The following is a 15,943-nucleotide window of genomic DNA, read 5'->3' on the forward strand; positions in this document are numbered from 1 at the left end:
CTCGACCCATCCGCTGATCGAGCCTGTCGAGATCCCGCGACCCGGACTCGTTGACGAGGACCGGTCACCAGGTCTCGACAAGCTCGACCGACGAGGCGGGAAGCTACTGCAGGGCGGGCCGCCTGGGCGCGAGGAGCCCGACCAGCGACTGCTAGCGCTTGAGGGCGCGGATGATGCGGGCGATGGCCTTGCCGGATACCCAGACGAAGGGGATGCCCACGGCGAGCAGCGAGATCACGTTCGGCTCGAAGCGGGCCGCGCCGCCGGACTTCACGTAGGCGCCGATCGGGATGGCCATACCGCCGCCGCCACCGCCGGCCGCCGCGGATTCGTCGCCTTCGCCCCCACCGCCGAAGCCGTACTGCACCAGGGCGACGGGAACGATGGTGACGCCCTCGATTTGCACGGGGTCTCCGTAGGCCGACCGGACGCCGATGGATCGAGCGTTTTCTGCGAGCTTCAAGGCGAGATTAGTCATGGTGTGAGGCTACTCCCCCTCCCTCTTCGGTGTCCCGGCGTTCGGCGTTCCGAACGGATGCACGTCCCGCTTCGGCGCGCTCCCGCCGCCCAGCTGCGAGGCCGGCCGCACGATCCCCCGGCCGAACCGGGCGGTGACGGTGTCCACGGCCAGCTCGGCCTCCCGCCAGTCGTCGTCATCGTCCCACAGGCCCATTCCGGCGCCGTCGCCGGTGCCGAGTTGCTCGGCCCGCACCCCGATGAGGCGCACCCGGATGCCGCGGGCCGCGAGCACGTCGAAGCTCGCGGCGACTTCCTCGTAGATCCGTCGTCCCACGTTGGTGGGCTCGGCCAGGGTGCGGGACCGGGTCACCGTGCTGAAATCGGCGTAGCGCAGCTTCAGCACCACGGTGCGTGCGACGAGGCCGTTGCCGCGCAGCTTGGCGGCCACCGCATCCGCTTGGCGGAGGAGTTCGCTGCGCAACCGAGCGATATCAGTGACATCGTGTTCGAAGGTGACCTCGTGGCCGACGCTCTTCTCCTCGCGCTCGAGGTTGATCGTGCGCGGGTCGATGCCCCAGGACAGGTCGTGCAGTTTCTGCGCGGTGGCGACGCCCACGGCGCGCTGCAACATCTCGCGGGGGGCGTGGGCGATGTCGCTCACGTGCCGCAGACCGAGCCCGAGCAGCGCCTGTTCGGTGGTGGCTCCCACTCCCCAGAGGGCGCCGACGGGCAGCGGATGCAGAAATGCGATGGTGTCTTCCGCGGGGATCACCAGCAGCCCGTCGGGCTTGGCTCGTCCGGAGGCCAGCTTCGCCACGAACTTGGTCGACGCGGCACCGACCGAGCAGGTGAGCCCGGTCTCGGCGAACACGCGCGCGCGGATCTTCTGCCCGATCTCGGCCGGGGAGCCGTGCACGCGTCGGGCGCCCGCGACATCCAGGAACGCCTCATCGATGCTGAGCGGTTCGACCATCGGTGTCATATCGGTGAAGATGCCCATCACCTGGCGGGACACCTCCACGTACCGGCCCATGTGCGGCTCGAGCACGATGGCTGCCGGGCAGCGGCGCAGGGCGATGGCCATCGGCATGGCCGAATTGACCCCGTACTTGCGGGCGACGTAGTTGGCCGCAGTCACCACGGACCGGCCTGAGCGGTGGCCGATGACGACGGGCAGGTGCACGAGTTCGGGGTGGTCGAGCAGTTCGACGGACGCGAAGAACGCGTCCATGTCGATGTGCAGCATGGTGGCGGTGCTGTCGTCGACGTCGACGCCGGTGGTCTGCCGGTCGCTGCCATCCTGCCTGCTCATGCCGCACCACACCTTTCCGATGCCCCGGCCGGAATCAACTCGAAGCTACCTTCGAGAGTACAGGCTCGACGCGGCCGGCGGTCGGCTAGAAGCCGCCGAAGTCACCGCCACCGAAGTCGCCGCCACCGCCGAAATCGCCGAAACCGCCGGAGTCGCCGCCGAAGTCACTGCCGGAGTCCGCCGTGGTCTCGGTGCCCGAGTCTGTGCCCGAGTCGGTGCCGGTGTCGCCGGACTCGCCCGACGCATCCGCCCCGCCGCCCATATCGGGCAGGAACGCGCTCACCAGAGCCGAGCCGACGACGTAGCCCGCGACGGTGCCGAGCAGGGAGGCGCCGAGCATGCTGCCGAAGCCGGGGCCCTGCCGGCCGCCGGCCGCATCGCCGCCGAAGGCCCGGTCCAGGGTGCCCGGCTGGCGGAGTTCGGCCCGGGTGGCGGACTTGGCCAGAGTGGCCGGTTCGGCGTTGGCCGGGCGCTCACCCTCCATCGCGTTCTCGGTCAACTGTTGGAACAGCAGGTCGCGCTGCTCGTCGGTGAGCTTGCTGAACGCTTCGGTGTGCACCTGCTCAATGGTCTCCGGCGGTGCGGTGCGCAGCAGGTACCTGTAGCGCTCGACGGCGATCTCGTCGTCGGTGCGCTGCGGGGCCGCCGCGGCGCGCGGCGGCTCCGGCTGTTCGGGTCGGCCCAGGAGGCGATCGAGGAATCCCATGAGTCTGCTCCTTCGCTTTGGTTTCAGCCTAAGCGGCACCAGTCCGAACCGACAGGACCGCGGCCAGCGACTCCAGCGCTTTCACAGGGTCAGGACCGGCCGGGATCAGGACGACACTCGTGGCCCCGGCGGCGTGCAGCTCGTCGATGCGCCGGCGAGCGGACGCGGCGGTGCCGACCACCGCCAGCTGGTCGACCCAGTTCTCCGGCAGCGCCGCCGCGAAGTCCGCTCGGCTGCCACTGTCCGAGCGGAGTGCGGCGAATTCCTCCGCGAACGGCAGCACCCTGATGTGCGGGGCCCAATCGGGGTCACCGATCCACTCGAGCGCCGGGCGCACCAGGTCCCGGGCCACGGCGGGGTCCTCGTCGACGGCGGCCGCGTTGTAGGCCACGACGTGCCGGCGGCCCAACGGTGGGCGCAGGTCGGGGAACCCGAAGCCCTCGGGCGGAGCGTCGCGGCCGGCGTCGAGCGTGGTGATCGCCGCCGCGAGGTATTCGGGCGTTACAGGCTCGGCCAACACCACCCCGTCGGCGCAGGCACCGGCCAGCGAGAGGGACTTCGGTCCGCGCACGCCCGCCAGGATCGGCGGCACCGTGGACGGCACGCCGGCCAGGGCCACGGCATCCGCCTGCGCGTAGCGGCCCGCTGCGGTGGCGGTCGCACCGCGCAGCAGGGCGCGCATGAGGTCGATGTTCTCGGCGAGCATGGCCAGCGGGCTGGCCGGCCAGCTGCCGGTCTGCCGCATCCACCCGGGCATGCCGTGCCCGATGCCCACCTGCAGCCGGCCGGGGAAGAGCTCGGCGAGGGTCGCGATCTCGAGGGTTGCGAAGCCGGGGTTGCGTGCCGCGGCGGGCAGGATCCCGATTCCCACGACGATGGTCGTGGTGGCGGCGAGCACCACCGCGGCCTGCGCGATGCCGCCGCGGAAGAAGCAGTCCTCCACTACCCAGATCTCATCGAAACCCAGCTCCTCGGCGCGGCGGGCGTAGGCCACGAACTGCGCAGCGGGCAGGTCCCGCGGCAGCATGACGGCAATGGCGCCCGGGGAACTGGAAGCTGGCACGGTGACCTCGTTTCGGTAGGGCCGAGGGCACAGCCCGGCGGCGTTCTCTGTCGAACCTAGCTTCTCGGGGGGAATTCCCGCCGCTGATTTTCCCGCGGACCGGAATGCCGATGGGCACATTGTCGTTGCACCCAGCACGGACTTTCCCGTCTGGGCGGATGCCGCATGACAATCAACGAAGTGAGCCCACTGTGCCTGAAACCACTGCGCCTGAAACAACAAGGCCTGCCACCACCGCCGCCGAAACCACCGACACCAGCGCCGCCCCGGCGTTTGACTGGTACACCCTGCAGAAGCAGGCCCACCGTGAATTCGGCCGGCGCATTGCCGCCGTCGACGACTGGAACGCCCCGACCCCCGACAAGGAGTGGACCGTCGGCGATCTGGTGCGCCACGTCGTTCAGGAGCAGCAGTGGATCCCACCGCTGCTGGCCGGACTGACCCTCGAGCAGGCCCGGCGCCGCGTCGACCCGCTCGGCGACGACCTCGCTGCCGAATGGCACACGCACTCCTCGCTGGCCACCGCGGCCTGGCAGTCTGCTTCGGCGGATGCCTCGGTGCAGCTCTCCTACGACACCGTCACGGTGCTGGACTACCTGCGCGAGCAGGTCTCCGATGTGACGATCCACTCCTGGGACCTGGCGCGTGCCACAGCGGCCGACGAGGTCCTGGACGACGCGCTGATCGAGGCCGTCTGGACGGTGTTCGAGCCGCAGCGGGACGCGCTGGAGGCCAGCGGCCTGTTCGACTCCCCCGTGCCGATGCCCGAGGATGCGCCGCTGCAGTCCCGTCTGCTGGCCCTCACCGGCCGCGACGACCGCCGCTGACCGACGCCCAGCCAGCCTGCGCGCACCAACTGTGCCCCGTACGGACAAGTGAACCCGGCACACCGGGGCCATTTGCCCGCACGGGGCACAGTTGTGTGGGCCGCTAGGCGACGGTGGTGCCGAAGAGCAGGCCGAGCAGGTAGGTGACCCCGGCGGCACCGAGGCCGATCACCAGTTGGCGCAGCGCGCGCTTCAGCGGCGGACCGCCGGAGAGCAGGCCGACGACGGCGCCGGTGGCCAGCAGCGCCAGCCCCACGAGAACCGCGGCGACGATGATCGCGGCGATGCCCTGCATGCCGAACAGATAGGGCAGCACCGGCAACAGGGCACCGGAGGCGAAGAAGCAGAAGCTGGAAATCGCGGCGCCCATGCCGGTGCCGATGGCCTCGTGCTCGTCGACCTCGGCGACGGTCGAGGCGTCCAACCGGCTCACATCGAGCGCACCGGTGGCGACGGCCACGGTGCGCAGCACCTCGCGGGCGTGCACCTCGGCCTCCTCGGGCGTCATGCCCTGGGCGCGGTAGACGAGGGTCAGTTCGTTGGCGGCCACGTCCAGGTGCGAGAGCACGCTGCGGGGGGCGGGGTTCGGGGTGGACGCCTCGAGGAGCTCGCGTTGGGAGCGCACCGACACGTACTCCCCCGCACCCATCGACAGGGCTCCGGCGAGGAGCCCGGCGATGCCGGTGAAGAGGATGGTGGCGGTGGGCACCCCGGTCGCCCCGATGCCCAGCACCAGGGCGAGGTTGCTCACCAGGCCGTCGTTGACGCCGAACACCGCGGCCCGGAAGGTGCCGGACAGCCGCTGGCGGCCGCGGGCGGCCAGGCCGCGCACGACCTCCTCGTGGATGCTCTCGTCGGCGGCCATGGCGCTGGTGGCGTCGGCATCCCCGTCGTAGGGCGAGCGGGCCTCGGCACGTTGGGCGAGCGCGAGCACGAAGACCGAACCGAACCGGCGGGCCAGCAGGCCCAGAACCCGGGTGCGCAGCGCACCCTTCCGGGGCGCGCCGACCCGATCGCCCAGCAGGTCGCGCCAGTGCGCCTCGTGCCGGCCCTCGGCCTCGGCGAGGGCCAGCAGAATCTCGCGTTCCTCCCCGGAACGCCGCCCGGCCAGGTCACGGTAGACGGCGGCTTCGGCCTGTTCATCGGCCAGGTAACGCCGCCACCGACGGATGTCGGCCTCGGCGGGCGGGTTGACGTCGGCCACGGCGATCACGACTCCGGAGCTGCCTCGAGCGAGCCCTGCGACACGCGCGCCGATTCGTGCGGACCGGTGCCGTCGAGGCCGTAGAACGGTTCCTCGAAATGCACCACCCACACCGCCTCCTTACCCACGACGGGCGCGTAGAGCGCCGAGCCGACGAGTTCGCCGGGAGCGGTGATGACCCCGATCGGGTCCTCCACCATCGAGTCCGGGTAGCGGCTGCGGTCCAGCCGCACCACCACCTGCATGCCGACGCCGAACACCGCGGTCGCCCCCGTTGTAGCGGGGGCGTCCACGGGGCGGCGCTTCCAGAGGGCCATTACTCCGCTGACTCCGACGGGGCCGGCTCCGCCGCCGCACTGCCGGCGCGTTCGAGCACGAGCTCGCGCACCCTGGCGGCATCCGCCTGGCCGCGCATGGCCTTCATGACCGCGCCGATGACGGCGCCGGCGGCCTGCACCTTGCCGTCGCGGATCTTCGCGAGCACGTCGGGCTGGCCGGCGAGAGCCTCGTCGATGGCCGCGATCAGGGGGCCGTCGTCGCTCACCACGGCGAGGCCGCGGCTGGCGACGACCTCGCTGGGTGTGCCTTCGCCGGCGATGACGCCCTCGAGCACCTGGCGGGCCAGGCGGTCGGTGAGGGTGCCGTCGGTGATGAGTTCGATCAGCGCGGCGACCTGCGCCGGCGTCACCAGGCTCTCGGCGGAGACGCCGGCGGCGTTGGCCAGGCGGGCGATCTCGCCGGTCCACCACTTGCGGGCGGACTGGGCGGGCGCGCCGGCGGCGATGGTGGCCTCCAGCACGTCGAGGAGGTCGGAGTTGACGACATCCTGGAACTCGAGGTTCACGAAACCCCAAGCGGCCTGCAGCCGCTTGCGGCGGGCCGCGGGCGGCTCGGGCAGCGTGGCGCGCAGCTCTTCGACCCAGGCGCGCGACGGGGCGACGGGCACCAGGTCGGGCTCGGGGAAGTAGCGGTAGTCGTCGGCGTCGCTCTTGGGCCGGCCGGCGGAGGTGGTGCCGGTGTCCTCGTGCCAGTGCCGGGTCTCCTGGGTGATGGTGCCGCCGGCGTGTAGCAGCGCGGCCTGGCGCTGGATCTCGTAGCGCACGGCGCGTTCGACGCTGCGCAGCGAGTTGACGTTCTTGGTCTCGGTGCGGGTGCCCAGGATGTTCGAGCCGCGCGGACGCAGCGACACGTTGGCGTCGCAACGAACGTTGCCCTCCTCCATCCGTGCGTTCGAGACGCCGAGCGCCTTGACGATCTCGCGGATCGCGGCGACGTAGGTCTTGCCGATCTCGGGCGAGTCGGCCTCGCCTCCCTCGATCATCTGGGTGACGATCTCCACCAGCGGCACGCCGCCGCGGTTGTAGTCCACCAGCGAGTAGTCGGCGCCCTGGATGCGTCCGGCGGCGCCGCCCATGTGGGTGAGCTTGCCGGCGTCGTCCTCCATGTGCGCGCGCTCGATGTCGACGGTCACCTGGCGGCCGCTTTCCAGCTCGATGGTGAGCTGGCCGTTGAACGCGATCGGCTCGTCGTACTGCGAGGTCTGGAAGTTCTTCGCCGTGTCGGGGTAGAAGTAGTTCTTGCGGGCGAACCGGCTGGTCTCGGCGATCTCGCAGCCGAGGGCCAGGCCCAGGCGGATCGAGGACTCGATGGCCTGGCGGTTCACCTGCGGCAGCCCGCCGGGCAGGCCCAGGCAGGTGGGGCAGGTGTTGGTGTTGGCACCGGAACCGAATTCGTTGGCGCAGCCGCAGAACATCTTGGTCTTGGTGTTGAGTTCGACGTGCACCTCGAAGCCGAGCACCGGCTCGAACAGTTCGAGGGCCTTGTCGTAATCCATCAATTCGGCTTTCGCCATCAGACGGCTCCCCCTTCGGTTGCGAACATTTCGATGTTGGCCAGCGCGGGTGCCTGGCTGAGCAGGGTGTGCCCCCAGTGCGCCTCGAGCAGCTGCTCGACGGCGGCGCCGAACGTGTACAGGCGGGCGTCCGCGCGAGCGGGCGCCATCACCTGGAGGCCGACCGGCAGGCCGTCCTCGGGCGCGAGACCCATCGGCAGGCTCATGCCGGGGATGCCGGCGAGGTTGGCCGGGATGGTGGTGATGTCATTGAGGTACATTGCCATCGGGTCTTCGGTCTTCTCGCCGAACTTGAACGCCGTGGTGGGCGCCGTGGGCGACACGAGCAGGTCGACCTTGTCGAACGCGGCGGCGAAGTCGCGCTGGATGAGCGTGCGCACCTTCTGGGCACTGCCGTAGTAGGCGTCGTAGTAGCCGGCGCTGAGCGCGTAGGTGCCCAGGATGATGCGGCGCTTGACCTCATCACCGAAGCCGGCATCGCGGGTGGCCGCCATGACGCGTTCGCTGGTGAGCGGGCCGTCTTCGGGGTTGACCCGGATACCGAAGCGCACGGAGTCGAAGCGGGCCAGGTTGCTGGAGGCTTCGGCCGGCAGGATCAGGTAGTAGGCAGACACCGCGTACTCGAAGTTCGGGGCGCTCACCTCGCTGACGATCGCACCGGCCGCGGACAGCAGCGCCAGGGTCTCCTCGAAGCGCTGCTTGACGCCGGCTTGGAAGCCCGCACCGTTGAGCTCCTTGATCACGCCGATCCGCACCCCCTTGAGGGCACCGTCGGCCAGCCCGGCCTGGGCGGCGGCGGTCATCGACGGCCACGCATCCGTCAGCGACGTGGAGTCCAGCGGGTCGTGCCCACCGATCACGTCGTGCAGCAGGGCGGCGTCGAGCACCGTGCGGGTGACCGGGCCCACCTGGTCGAGCGAGGAGGCCAGCGCGATCGCGCCGTAGCGGGAGACGCCGCCGTAGGTGGGCTTGACGCCGACGGAGCCGGTGACGGCGGCGGGCTGGCGGATGGACCCACCGGTGTCGCTGCCGAGCGCCAGCGGCGCCTCGAAGGCGGCGACGGCGGCCGCGGAGCCACCGCCGGAGCCGCCGGGGATGCGGTCCAGGTCCCACGGGTTGTGGGTGGGGCCGTAGGCGGAGTGTTCGGTGGACGAGCCCATCGCGAACTCGTCCATGTTGGTCTTGCCCAGCGGGATCAGGTCGGCATCGCGGATGCGCCGAACGACGGTCGCGTCGTAGGGCGGGATCCAGCCCTCCAGGATCTTCGACCCTGAGGTGGTGGGCATGTCGTGGGTGGCCAGCACGTCCTTGATGGCGATCGGCACGCCGGCCAGCGGGCCGAGCTTCTCGCCGGCGGCGCGACGGGCGTCGACCCTGGCGGCCGTGGCCAGGGCGGCGTCGCGGGCCACGTGCAGGAACGCGTGCACGTCGGGCTCGACGGCATCGATGTGGTCGAGGTGGGCGCGGGTGACGTCGACGGAGCTGACCGAGCCGTCGGCGAGCAGGCCGGCCAGGGCGGCGGCGGTCTGGTTGATAAGACTGGTCACTGAGTTACTCCTCGTCCAGGATGGCGGGCACGCGGAACTTGTCGCCGGCACGATCGGGGGCGCCGGAGAGCGCCTGGTCGACGGTGAGCGACGGCACGACGACGTCGTCGCGGAACACATTCGTCAGCGGCATCGGGTGGCTGGTCGCCGGAACGTCGGGTGTCGCGACCTCGGCGACCCGGGCGACAGAGTCGACGATCTGGCCGAGTTCGACCGTGAGGCGATCGATTTCTGCCGAGCTGAGGTCGATCCGGGCGAGGTTGGCCAGATGCGCAACCTGCTCGGCCGTGATTTCAGACATGAAACTCCCAAGAAAATCGAAGCGGAAGCTCCAATTCTATTCGTCGCCGTCGGTGGCCAGGTCCGCGTTGTCGGTGCCGATCAGCGCCATGTTGTGCAGGGACTCGCTTCCGGGCTCGAAATAGGCGTTGTGGCCGAGGGATCCGTCGAGCCAGGCGCCGGTGACGGCGTCGGTCCCGCCGTCGACGCCGAGGGCCCTGGCGCCGTACGAGGACGCGCCGGGGTCGCTGCCGAAGAACGCCGAGCTCACCGCCGGGTCCCAGTCGGCCTTGCCGACGAAGACGTTTCCGTTGGCGACCTTGAGCTTGTCAGCGGACTGGATCTCGCTGCCCGGGGACCCGACGACGACGAGAGCATCCACCTGCACCGACCCGTTGGCCAGGGCCATCAGCGAGACCGTCGAGCCGTAGGAGTGCGCGAACACCGAGATGAACGGCTGGTCGGCTCCCCGGCTGGCGCGAACGCCGGCCCACGAGGTTTCGAGGAAGGAGGAGCCGGCGATGGCGCGGTCTCGTCCGCCGACGGAGAACAGGTCGGGCGCTTCGTAACCGATCCAGGCGATCGTGGCCACGGTCTTCGCGGTGGTCGCCGCGGCATCCGGGTACCCCGCGACAAGCCGGGCGCCCGTGGCGGATGCCGGGGTGATGGGGTGTGTGACGGATGCGGTCTTGCTGGCGGCGGGTTCCTGTGCCTGTGCGGCCAGGACCGCGCGCTGTTCGCGGTAGACGTCATCGGCCACGGTGGTCCAGTTGACCATCTGCGGCTCGACCAGGTAGTTCATCCCCGGCACCAGGTAGCCGATGTAGTCGGCGGTGTCCGGGTTGCCCAGGGCGATGGCCGCCCGGCCAGACCCGCTGGGGTCAAGCAGGATCAGGCTGCGTTTGGGCCCGCCGTCGCTGGGCTTCAGGGCCAGCTGGACCTGGCTGAGCATGGCCACCTGGCGGCTGGCAAGGGAGTGCTCTGCATCCGACGAATGGCTGTCGAGTGCCCGCTTGGCCTCGGCGAGTGACTCGTCCAGGTAGCGCTCGTTGGCGCGGCTGCGCTGCACCAGCGGTACGCCGTCGAGGTTGCCGACCAGCCGCGGCGTCGCGCTCGTGAGGGCGTCCCGCTGTGTGGGGTCAAGCAGCGTCCACCAGGCCGACACCACCGTGGCTTCGGGCGGGGTCGTGAGCAGCGTGTCGATGCGGGTGGGATACTCGGCCGCGAAGCGCCTCAGCTCCGGGACGGCCAGGTGGGACATCCCCACGAGCAGGTTCGACCCGGTCATGGTGCGCAGGGTGGCCACGTCGATGTCGATGGCGGCGGTCGATTGCGCCTCGAGCTGTGACCAGGCCGGCGAGGCGCCCAGGTCGCTCTGACGGTCGGAGATCCGGGCCGGAACGGTTTCGTGGACGCTGGCGCTGACGCTCACGCGCGAGAATTCGGGCACTACGACGGGCCCGCCCACCCCGACGAGGGCGAGCGAGGCAGTCAGCAGTGCAGCGGCCTCGAATAGCACGATGCGTCCCGTCCCCTCCCGAACGAATGAACAGCAAACAGACTCGACGCCCCTGGCAAGTCATGCGCTCTCAGCCTATCGAGCCGCGGGCGCCGCCACTGCCCCTCATTCAGGGCGATCCGGGGCATTCGGGAGCAATTTCACACCAGGGTTTCCGGCGGGTTTCCGGCTCGAGTACACCCGGACAGCTACCCAGACTCAGAGGATGACGCTGCCCACGACCAATGCCGCGATGACCACGATCACACCGACCAGGACCCCCGTCGCGCGGCCGATGCGTCGGCGGCTGACGGTTCCCTTGTGCCAGGAGGATCGGGACACCCGGTCCAGATTCGGAAACAGCGCCTGGAACGGCGGTTCGCTGGGCTGGAGGAGCTCCGGAACCGTGGGTACGTCGGTCGGACGGTCATCATCCTTGATGGGGGTCATGGTCGCAGCCTAGACCCGGCCCCGTTCCCGTCCCGATCGCAACTGTTGCCCGTCCGGACATCTGCACCCGGCACACCGGACGCAGACGTCCGCTTCGGCAACAGTTGCCTGGCCAGGGCCGGCGGGCGGGCGGGCCCGGGCCGGTCAGCCGGCAGCGAGTTCGGCCAGCAGGGCGACCTCGTCGGCGTCGGCCAGTCCCGCCCGGCGTGGGCCCTGCGGCACTCTGAGGCGCTCCCAGCGCAGGGTGTCGGCAAGGGTCTCGGCCAGCGGGCGGGTGACCAGTCCGGCGGCGCGGGCGGCGCTGCTGTCACGGGCGTTGAAACCGGCGAAGTCCGGCAGCGGCAGCCAGAGCGGCAGCGACCGGGCCCCGGACCAGGGCTCGACGTCGTGATCCAGCAGCCACCGGGCGTCCGCGCCCACGACCGGGCCGGTGTGCCCGGCGACGCCCCTCGCCACGGCCAGGTGTTCGGCGAGCGTCACCGCCTCCCCGGTCGTGTTGAACACCCCGCTGGCGCCGTCCTCGGCGGCGTCGACGATCCACTCGGCCAGGTCGCGCACGTCGATCACCTGGGTGAACAGGCCGGGCACGTCCGGCACCAGCACACTGCCGTCCGTGGCGGCGGGCTGGCTGAAGCGCAACGGCCAGTAGCCGGTGCGGTCGAAGACGTCACCGGGGCCGCCGATCAGCCCCGACCGCGCGATCAGCGACCTGTCGGCGCCGAATCCGTCGAGCACCCGTTCTTCACAGGCCACCTTTGCCTCGCCGTAGGTGTCCATGGATTCCATCACGTCACCCGCCAACGCCCCCAGCAGCCCGGCACTCTCGTCCTGCCCCGGCGTGGAGGTGTCGGCGTAGACATTGCCCGAGGACACGAAGGTGTACGAGGCGGCCCGGTCGCCGAGCGCCGCCACGGCCGAGGAGACCTGCCCGGGCTGCCGCGACACATCCACGACCACATCCCAGTCCTCGGCCGCCACCTGCGCGTACGCCCCCGCCCGGTCCCGGTCGCCCCGCACGAACCGGATGCCGGCCGGTGCGTTCCCGGAATCACCCCTGGCCAGGCAGGTGACCTTGTGGCCGTGGTGCATCGCCGCCGTCGCGATGGTGCTGCCGAGCCAGGCCGTACCGCCGAGGATGAGGAATCGCATGGGGCCAGCTAACCCAACTCCCGGTGCCCGCGGCAAGGGAGTTTCGCTCTGGGCACAGCCGAGCGGCTGATGCGCCAGCCGGTGTTGGCCTAGTCGGTGTCGCGGCCGGGCTCGGCCACGGCGACGGACTCTGGTTCCGCATCAGGCGCCGCCGGTGCATCCGCCGGGGCGGCATCGGGCAGTCCGGCCGGGCCGTGTTCGAGCAACAGCCGGAACTGGTCGGCGTCGATGATGCGCACCCCGAGGGCCTCGGCCTTGGCGAGCTTGGAGCCGGCCCCGGGGCCGGCGGCCACGAAGTCGGTCTTCTTCGACACGCTGGAGGCGTTCTTGCCGCCGGCGGCGATGATCGCCTCGGAGGCGCCCTCCCGGGTGAAGCCCTCGAGTGACCCCGTCGCCACGACGGTGAGTCCGGTGAGCACTCCCCCGGCCGCGGCGGCCGCTCCGGGCCCGGGGTGCCCGGGCGTCGTGAACTGCACCCCGGCGGCGGACCATCGGTCCACGATCTCGCGGTGCCAGTCCACCGCGAACCAGTCGATGACGGCGTCGGCGATGATGCCGCCCACCCCGTCGACCTCGGCGAGTTCGTCGCGGGAAGCCGCACGAATCGCGTCCAGCGACCCGAAGTGGTTCGCCAGGGCCCGCGCGGCCACCGGTCCGACGTGACGGATATTGAGCGAGACCAGGATGCGCGCCAGCGGCTTGGTCTTGGCCAGTTCGATCTCGTTGAGGAGCTTCACGGCGTTGGACGAGGGCTGCGGGCCGGTCAGGCCCGCCTTCTTCTCGGCGGGGGTGGGATTGCGGCTGAACGGGGTGCGTTGGCGCACGGTGCCGTCATCGTCTTCGCGGGGCAGGCCGGTTTCGGGGTCCCGCACGACGACACTGATGGGCAGCAGGTCCTCGAGGGTGAGGTCGAACAGGCCGGCCTCGGTGTCCAGCGGCGGAATCTCCGGCACGGTCGGCCGCGTGAGCGCCGCCGCGGTCACCTCGCCGAGCACCTCGATGTCGAGGGCGCCGCGGGAGCCGATGTGCTCGACCCGGCCGCCGACCTGGGCGGGGCAGCTGCGGGCGTTCGGGCAGCGCAGGTCGATGTCGCCGTCCTTGGCCGCCTTGAGCGGGGTGCCGCACACCGGGCACTCGGCGGGCATCACGAATTCGCGTTCGGTGCCGTCGCGCAGTTCCACGACCGGGCCGAGCACCTCGGGAATCACATCGCCGGCCTTCCGCAACACGACGGTGTCGCCGATCAGCACGCCCTTGGCCTTCACGACGTCCTGGTTGTGCAGGGTGGCCTGGCGCACGACGGAGCCGGCGACGCGCACGGGTTCCATCACTGCGAACGGGGTGGCCCGGCCGGTGCGGCCCACGCTGACGACGATGTCGAGCAGTTTGGTGTTGACCTGCTCCGGCGGGTACTTGAAGGCGATCGCCCAGCGCGGCGCCCGGTTGGTGGCGCCGAGTTCGTCGTGCAGGGCGAGTTCGTCGACCTTGATGACGATGCCGTCGATCTCGTGTTCGACGCTGCCGCGGTGTTCGCCGAAGTACTCGATGAACGCGGATGCCTCGCGAGGCTCGGAAACGACCTTGAAGTGGGTGCTGGTGGGCAGCCCCCAGCCGGCGAGCAGGTCATAGACGGCGGACTGGGACTCGGCGCCGGGCTGGGCCCAGGCGCCGATGCCGTGCACGAGCATCCGCAGCCGGCCGAGCCTGGCCTTCATCAGGGCCAGCTGGTCGGCGTTCTTACTCTCGGCCTTCTGCCGCAGCGAGCCGCTGGCCGCGTTGCGGGGGTTGGCGAACACCCTCTCGCCGGCGGCGCTCTGGGCGGCGTTGAGTTCGCGGAATGACTCGACGGGGAAGAAGACCTCCCCGCGCACCTCCATCAGCGGCGGATGCCCGGTGCCGCCGAGGCGCGCGGGGATGCCGGGCACCAGGGCGATGTTCTCGGTGACGTCTTCGCCGACCACGCCGTCGCCGCGGGTGGCGGCGCTGACGAGCACCCCGTTCTCGTAGCGGAGGTTGATGGCCAGGCCGTCGATCTTGAGTTCGCAGAGGTAGTGCACGGCCCGGTTGGCGCTCACCTGCACCTTGGCCGCCCACGCCTCGAACTCGTCGATGGAGAACACGTTGTCGAGGCTGAGCATCCGCTCGGCGTGCTGCACGGGGTCGAACAGGGTGGTCTCCGCCCGGCCGCCCACGGTCTGGGTGGGGCTGTCCTGGCTGGCCAGCTCGGGGAAGAGCCGTTCGAGTTCCTCCAGACGGTGAATCAGGCCGTCGTACTCCGAGTCGGAGACGACAACCTCGTTGCGTTCGTAGTACGCGTCACGGGCCTCGAGGATGCGGGTGGTGAGACCGGCCGCCTCGTCGCCGGCCGCGGCCAGCGCGGCCGCGGGTGACGCTCCCGTGGCGTCAGGCATTGATCGTCGCGGAGTCGGCGGGAACCGGAACTGCAACGTCGTCGATCGGAGTGACCGGCACGGCACTGACGGTGCGGTCGATGGTGCACTGGCCCAGCACCCGGGTGCCCACGTACACGACGGCGGTCTGGCCGGGCGCCACGCCGGTCAGCGGCTCGGTGGGGAGGATGCGCAGCTCGGTGTGCGCCTCGGTCGGCGGGGTCGCGGTCGGGTCGGCGGGCACGCTGATGACCTGGGCCACGGCGGGCTCCGGGTCGGCGTGCGCACGGATCTGCACGTCGCAGGCGAATTCGATCTCGGGGTGCTCCGGGGCGCGTCCGGCCCAGGTGTACTTGGTGCCGGCGATCTCCTTGATCGCCAGGGCCTCCTTGGGCCCCACCACCACCGTGTTGGACACCGGGCGCACCTCGAGCACGAACCGCGGCTTGCCGTCGGCGGCGGGGGTGCCGATCGAGAGACCCTTGCGCTGGCCCACGGTGAACGCCACGGCGCCCTCGTGCTGCCCGAGCTTGTTGCCCTCGCGGTCCAGGATGTCGCCGGTTTCCGGGGCGACCCGCTCGCCGAGCCAGCCGCGGGTGTCACCGTCGGGGATGAAGCAGATGTCGTAGGAGTCGGGCTTGTTCGCCACCGAGAAGCCGCGCTCGGCGGCCTCGGCACGCACCTCGGCCTTGGACGGCGTGTCGCCCAGCGGGAACATCGAGTGCGCGAGCTGCTCCTTGGTGAGCACGCCCAGCACGTAGGACTGGTCCTTGGCCCAGGCGCTGGCGCGGTGCAGCTCCCGGTTGCCGTCGTCATCCGTCACGATCGAGGCGTAGTGGCCGGTGCAGACGGCGTCGAAGCCGAGCGCCAGGGCCTTCTCGAGCAGCGCGGCGAATTTGATCTTCTCGTTGCAGCGCATGCACGGGTTGGGGGTGCGGCCGGCGGCGTACTCGGCGATGAAGTCGTCGACGACGTCGAGCTTGAACCGTTCGGAGAAGTCCCACACGTAGTACGGGATGCCGATGATGTTCGCGGCCCGTTGGGCGTCCATCGAGTCCTCGACGGTGCAGCAGCCGCGGCTGCCGGTACGGAGCGTGCCGGGCATGCGACTCAGCGCCAGGTGAACCCCGACCACCTCGTGCCCTGCCTCGACCGCGCGGGCTGCGGCCACGGCGGAATCCACCCCACCGCTCATTGCTGCCAGAAT

At 70.7% G+C, this 15,943-nt stretch carries 15 protein-coding genes; 1 reads left to right on the plus strand and 14 read right to left on the minus strand.

Features of this window, described 5'->3' with window-relative positions; translation table 11 throughout:
- Positions 1-151 precede the first annotated feature (151 nt).
- From CXY76_RS17115 to CXY76_RS17130, 4 genes are all read right to left on the minus strand, one after another.
- Positions 152-478, minus strand: a complete 327-nt coding sequence (locus CXY76_RS17115; RefSeq protein ID WP_104166635.1) for a hypothetical protein — start codon at positions 476-478, stop codon at positions 152-154.
- A gap of 9 nt (positions 479-487) precedes the next feature.
- Positions 488-1,771, minus strand: a complete 1,284-nt coding sequence (gene dinB, locus CXY76_RS17120; protein ID WP_104166637.1) for a DNA polymerase IV — start codon at positions 1,769-1,771, stop codon at positions 488-490.
- 85 nt (positions 1,772-1,856) lie between these two features.
- Entirely contained in the window at positions 1,857-2,477 is a 621-nt protein-coding gene (locus tag CXY76_RS17125) for a hypothetical protein (protein ID WP_104166639.1), read from the minus strand.
- Positions 2,478-2,505: 28 nt separating this feature from the next.
- Positions 2,506-3,540 carry an LLM class flavin-dependent oxidoreductase gene (locus CXY76_RS17130; protein ID WP_233199970.1) on the minus strand — a complete coding sequence of 345 codons (1,035 nt, stop codon included), beginning with the start codon at positions 3,538-3,540 and terminating at the stop codon, positions 2,506-2,508.
- A gap of 191 nt (positions 3,541-3,731) precedes the next feature.
- Here CXY76_RS17130 and CXY76_RS17135 point away from each other — a divergent pair, with 191 nt between their 5' ends.
- Complete coding sequence (locus CXY76_RS17135) at positions 3,732-4,367, plus strand: TIGR03086 family metal-binding protein (protein ID WP_233199972.1); 636 nt, start codon at positions 3,732-3,734, stop codon at positions 4,365-4,367.
- Between the two features lie 103 nt (positions 4,368-4,470).
- Here the strand turns inward: CXY76_RS17135 and CXY76_RS17140 are convergent, their stop codons facing one another.
- From CXY76_RS17140 to mnmA, 10 genes are all read right to left on the minus strand, one after another.
- The gene (locus tag CXY76_RS17140) at positions 4,471-5,580 is read right to left on the minus strand and encodes a VIT1/CCC1 transporter family protein (RefSeq protein ID WP_199190346.1); all 1,110 of its coding nucleotides are present in this window, start codon (positions 5,578-5,580) and stop codon (positions 4,471-4,473) included.
- Complete coding sequence (locus CXY76_RS17145) at positions 5,577-5,888, minus strand: hypothetical protein (RefSeq protein ID WP_104166645.1); 312 nt, start codon at positions 5,886-5,888, stop codon at positions 5,577-5,579. Before CXY76_RS17145 ends, CXY76_RS17140 begins: the two co-directional genes overlap by 4 nt.
- Complete coding sequence (gene gatB / locus CXY76_RS17150) at positions 5,888-7,423, minus strand: Asp-tRNA(Asn)/Glu-tRNA(Gln) amidotransferase subunit GatB (protein WP_104166647.1); 1,536 nt, start codon at positions 7,421-7,423, stop codon at positions 5,888-5,890. The genes CXY76_RS17145 and gatB overlap by 1 nt, the downstream gene beginning before the upstream one ends.
- Positions 7,423-8,970, minus strand: a complete 1,548-nt coding sequence (gene gatA / locus CXY76_RS17155) for an Asp-tRNA(Asn)/Glu-tRNA(Gln) amidotransferase subunit GatA (RefSeq protein ID WP_104166649.1) — start codon at positions 8,968-8,970, stop codon at positions 7,423-7,425. Before gatA ends, gatB begins: the two co-directional genes overlap by 1 nt.
- Before the next feature lie 4 nt (positions 8,971-8,974).
- Positions 8,975-9,271 carry an Asp-tRNA(Asn)/Glu-tRNA(Gln) amidotransferase subunit GatC gene (gene gatC, locus CXY76_RS17160; protein ID WP_088456438.1) on the minus strand — a complete coding sequence of 99 codons (297 nt, stop codon included), beginning with the start codon at positions 9,269-9,271 and terminating at the stop codon, positions 8,975-8,977.
- A 36-nt stretch (positions 9,272-9,307) separates the two neighbouring features.
- Positions 9,308-10,768 carry an alpha/beta hydrolase gene (locus tag CXY76_RS17165; protein ID WP_104166651.1) on the minus strand — a complete coding sequence of 487 codons (1,461 nt, stop codon included), beginning with the start codon at positions 10,766-10,768 and terminating at the stop codon, positions 9,308-9,310.
- A gap of 198 nt (positions 10,769-10,966) precedes the next feature.
- Positions 10,967-11,197 carry a hypothetical protein gene (locus CXY76_RS17170; RefSeq protein WP_104166653.1) on the minus strand — a complete coding sequence of 77 codons (231 nt, stop codon included), beginning with the start codon at positions 11,195-11,197 and terminating at the stop codon, positions 10,967-10,969.
- Positions 11,198-11,341: 144 nt separating this feature from the next.
- Complete coding sequence (locus CXY76_RS17175; RefSeq protein WP_104166655.1) at positions 11,342-12,346, minus strand: NAD-dependent epimerase/dehydratase family protein; 1,005 nt, start codon at positions 12,344-12,346, stop codon at positions 11,342-11,344.
- An 89-nt stretch (positions 12,347-12,435) separates the two neighbouring features.
- The gene (gene ligA / locus CXY76_RS17180) at positions 12,436-14,757 is read right to left on the minus strand and encodes an NAD-dependent DNA ligase LigA (RefSeq protein WP_104166657.1); all 2,322 of its coding nucleotides are present in this window, start codon (positions 14,755-14,757) and stop codon (positions 12,436-12,438) included.
- Entirely contained in the window at positions 14,750-15,931 is a 1,182-nt protein-coding gene (gene mnmA / locus CXY76_RS17185) for a tRNA 2-thiouridine(34) synthase MnmA (protein WP_104166659.1), read from the minus strand. The genes ligA and mnmA overlap by 8 nt, the downstream gene beginning before the upstream one ends.
- Between the last annotated feature and the right edge of the window lie 12 nt (positions 15,932-15,943).

This window comes from Cryobacterium sp. N22 (genome assembly GCF_002929555.1).
Classification (GTDB): Bacteria; Actinomycetota; Actinomycetes; order Actinomycetales; family Microbacteriaceae; genus Cryobacterium.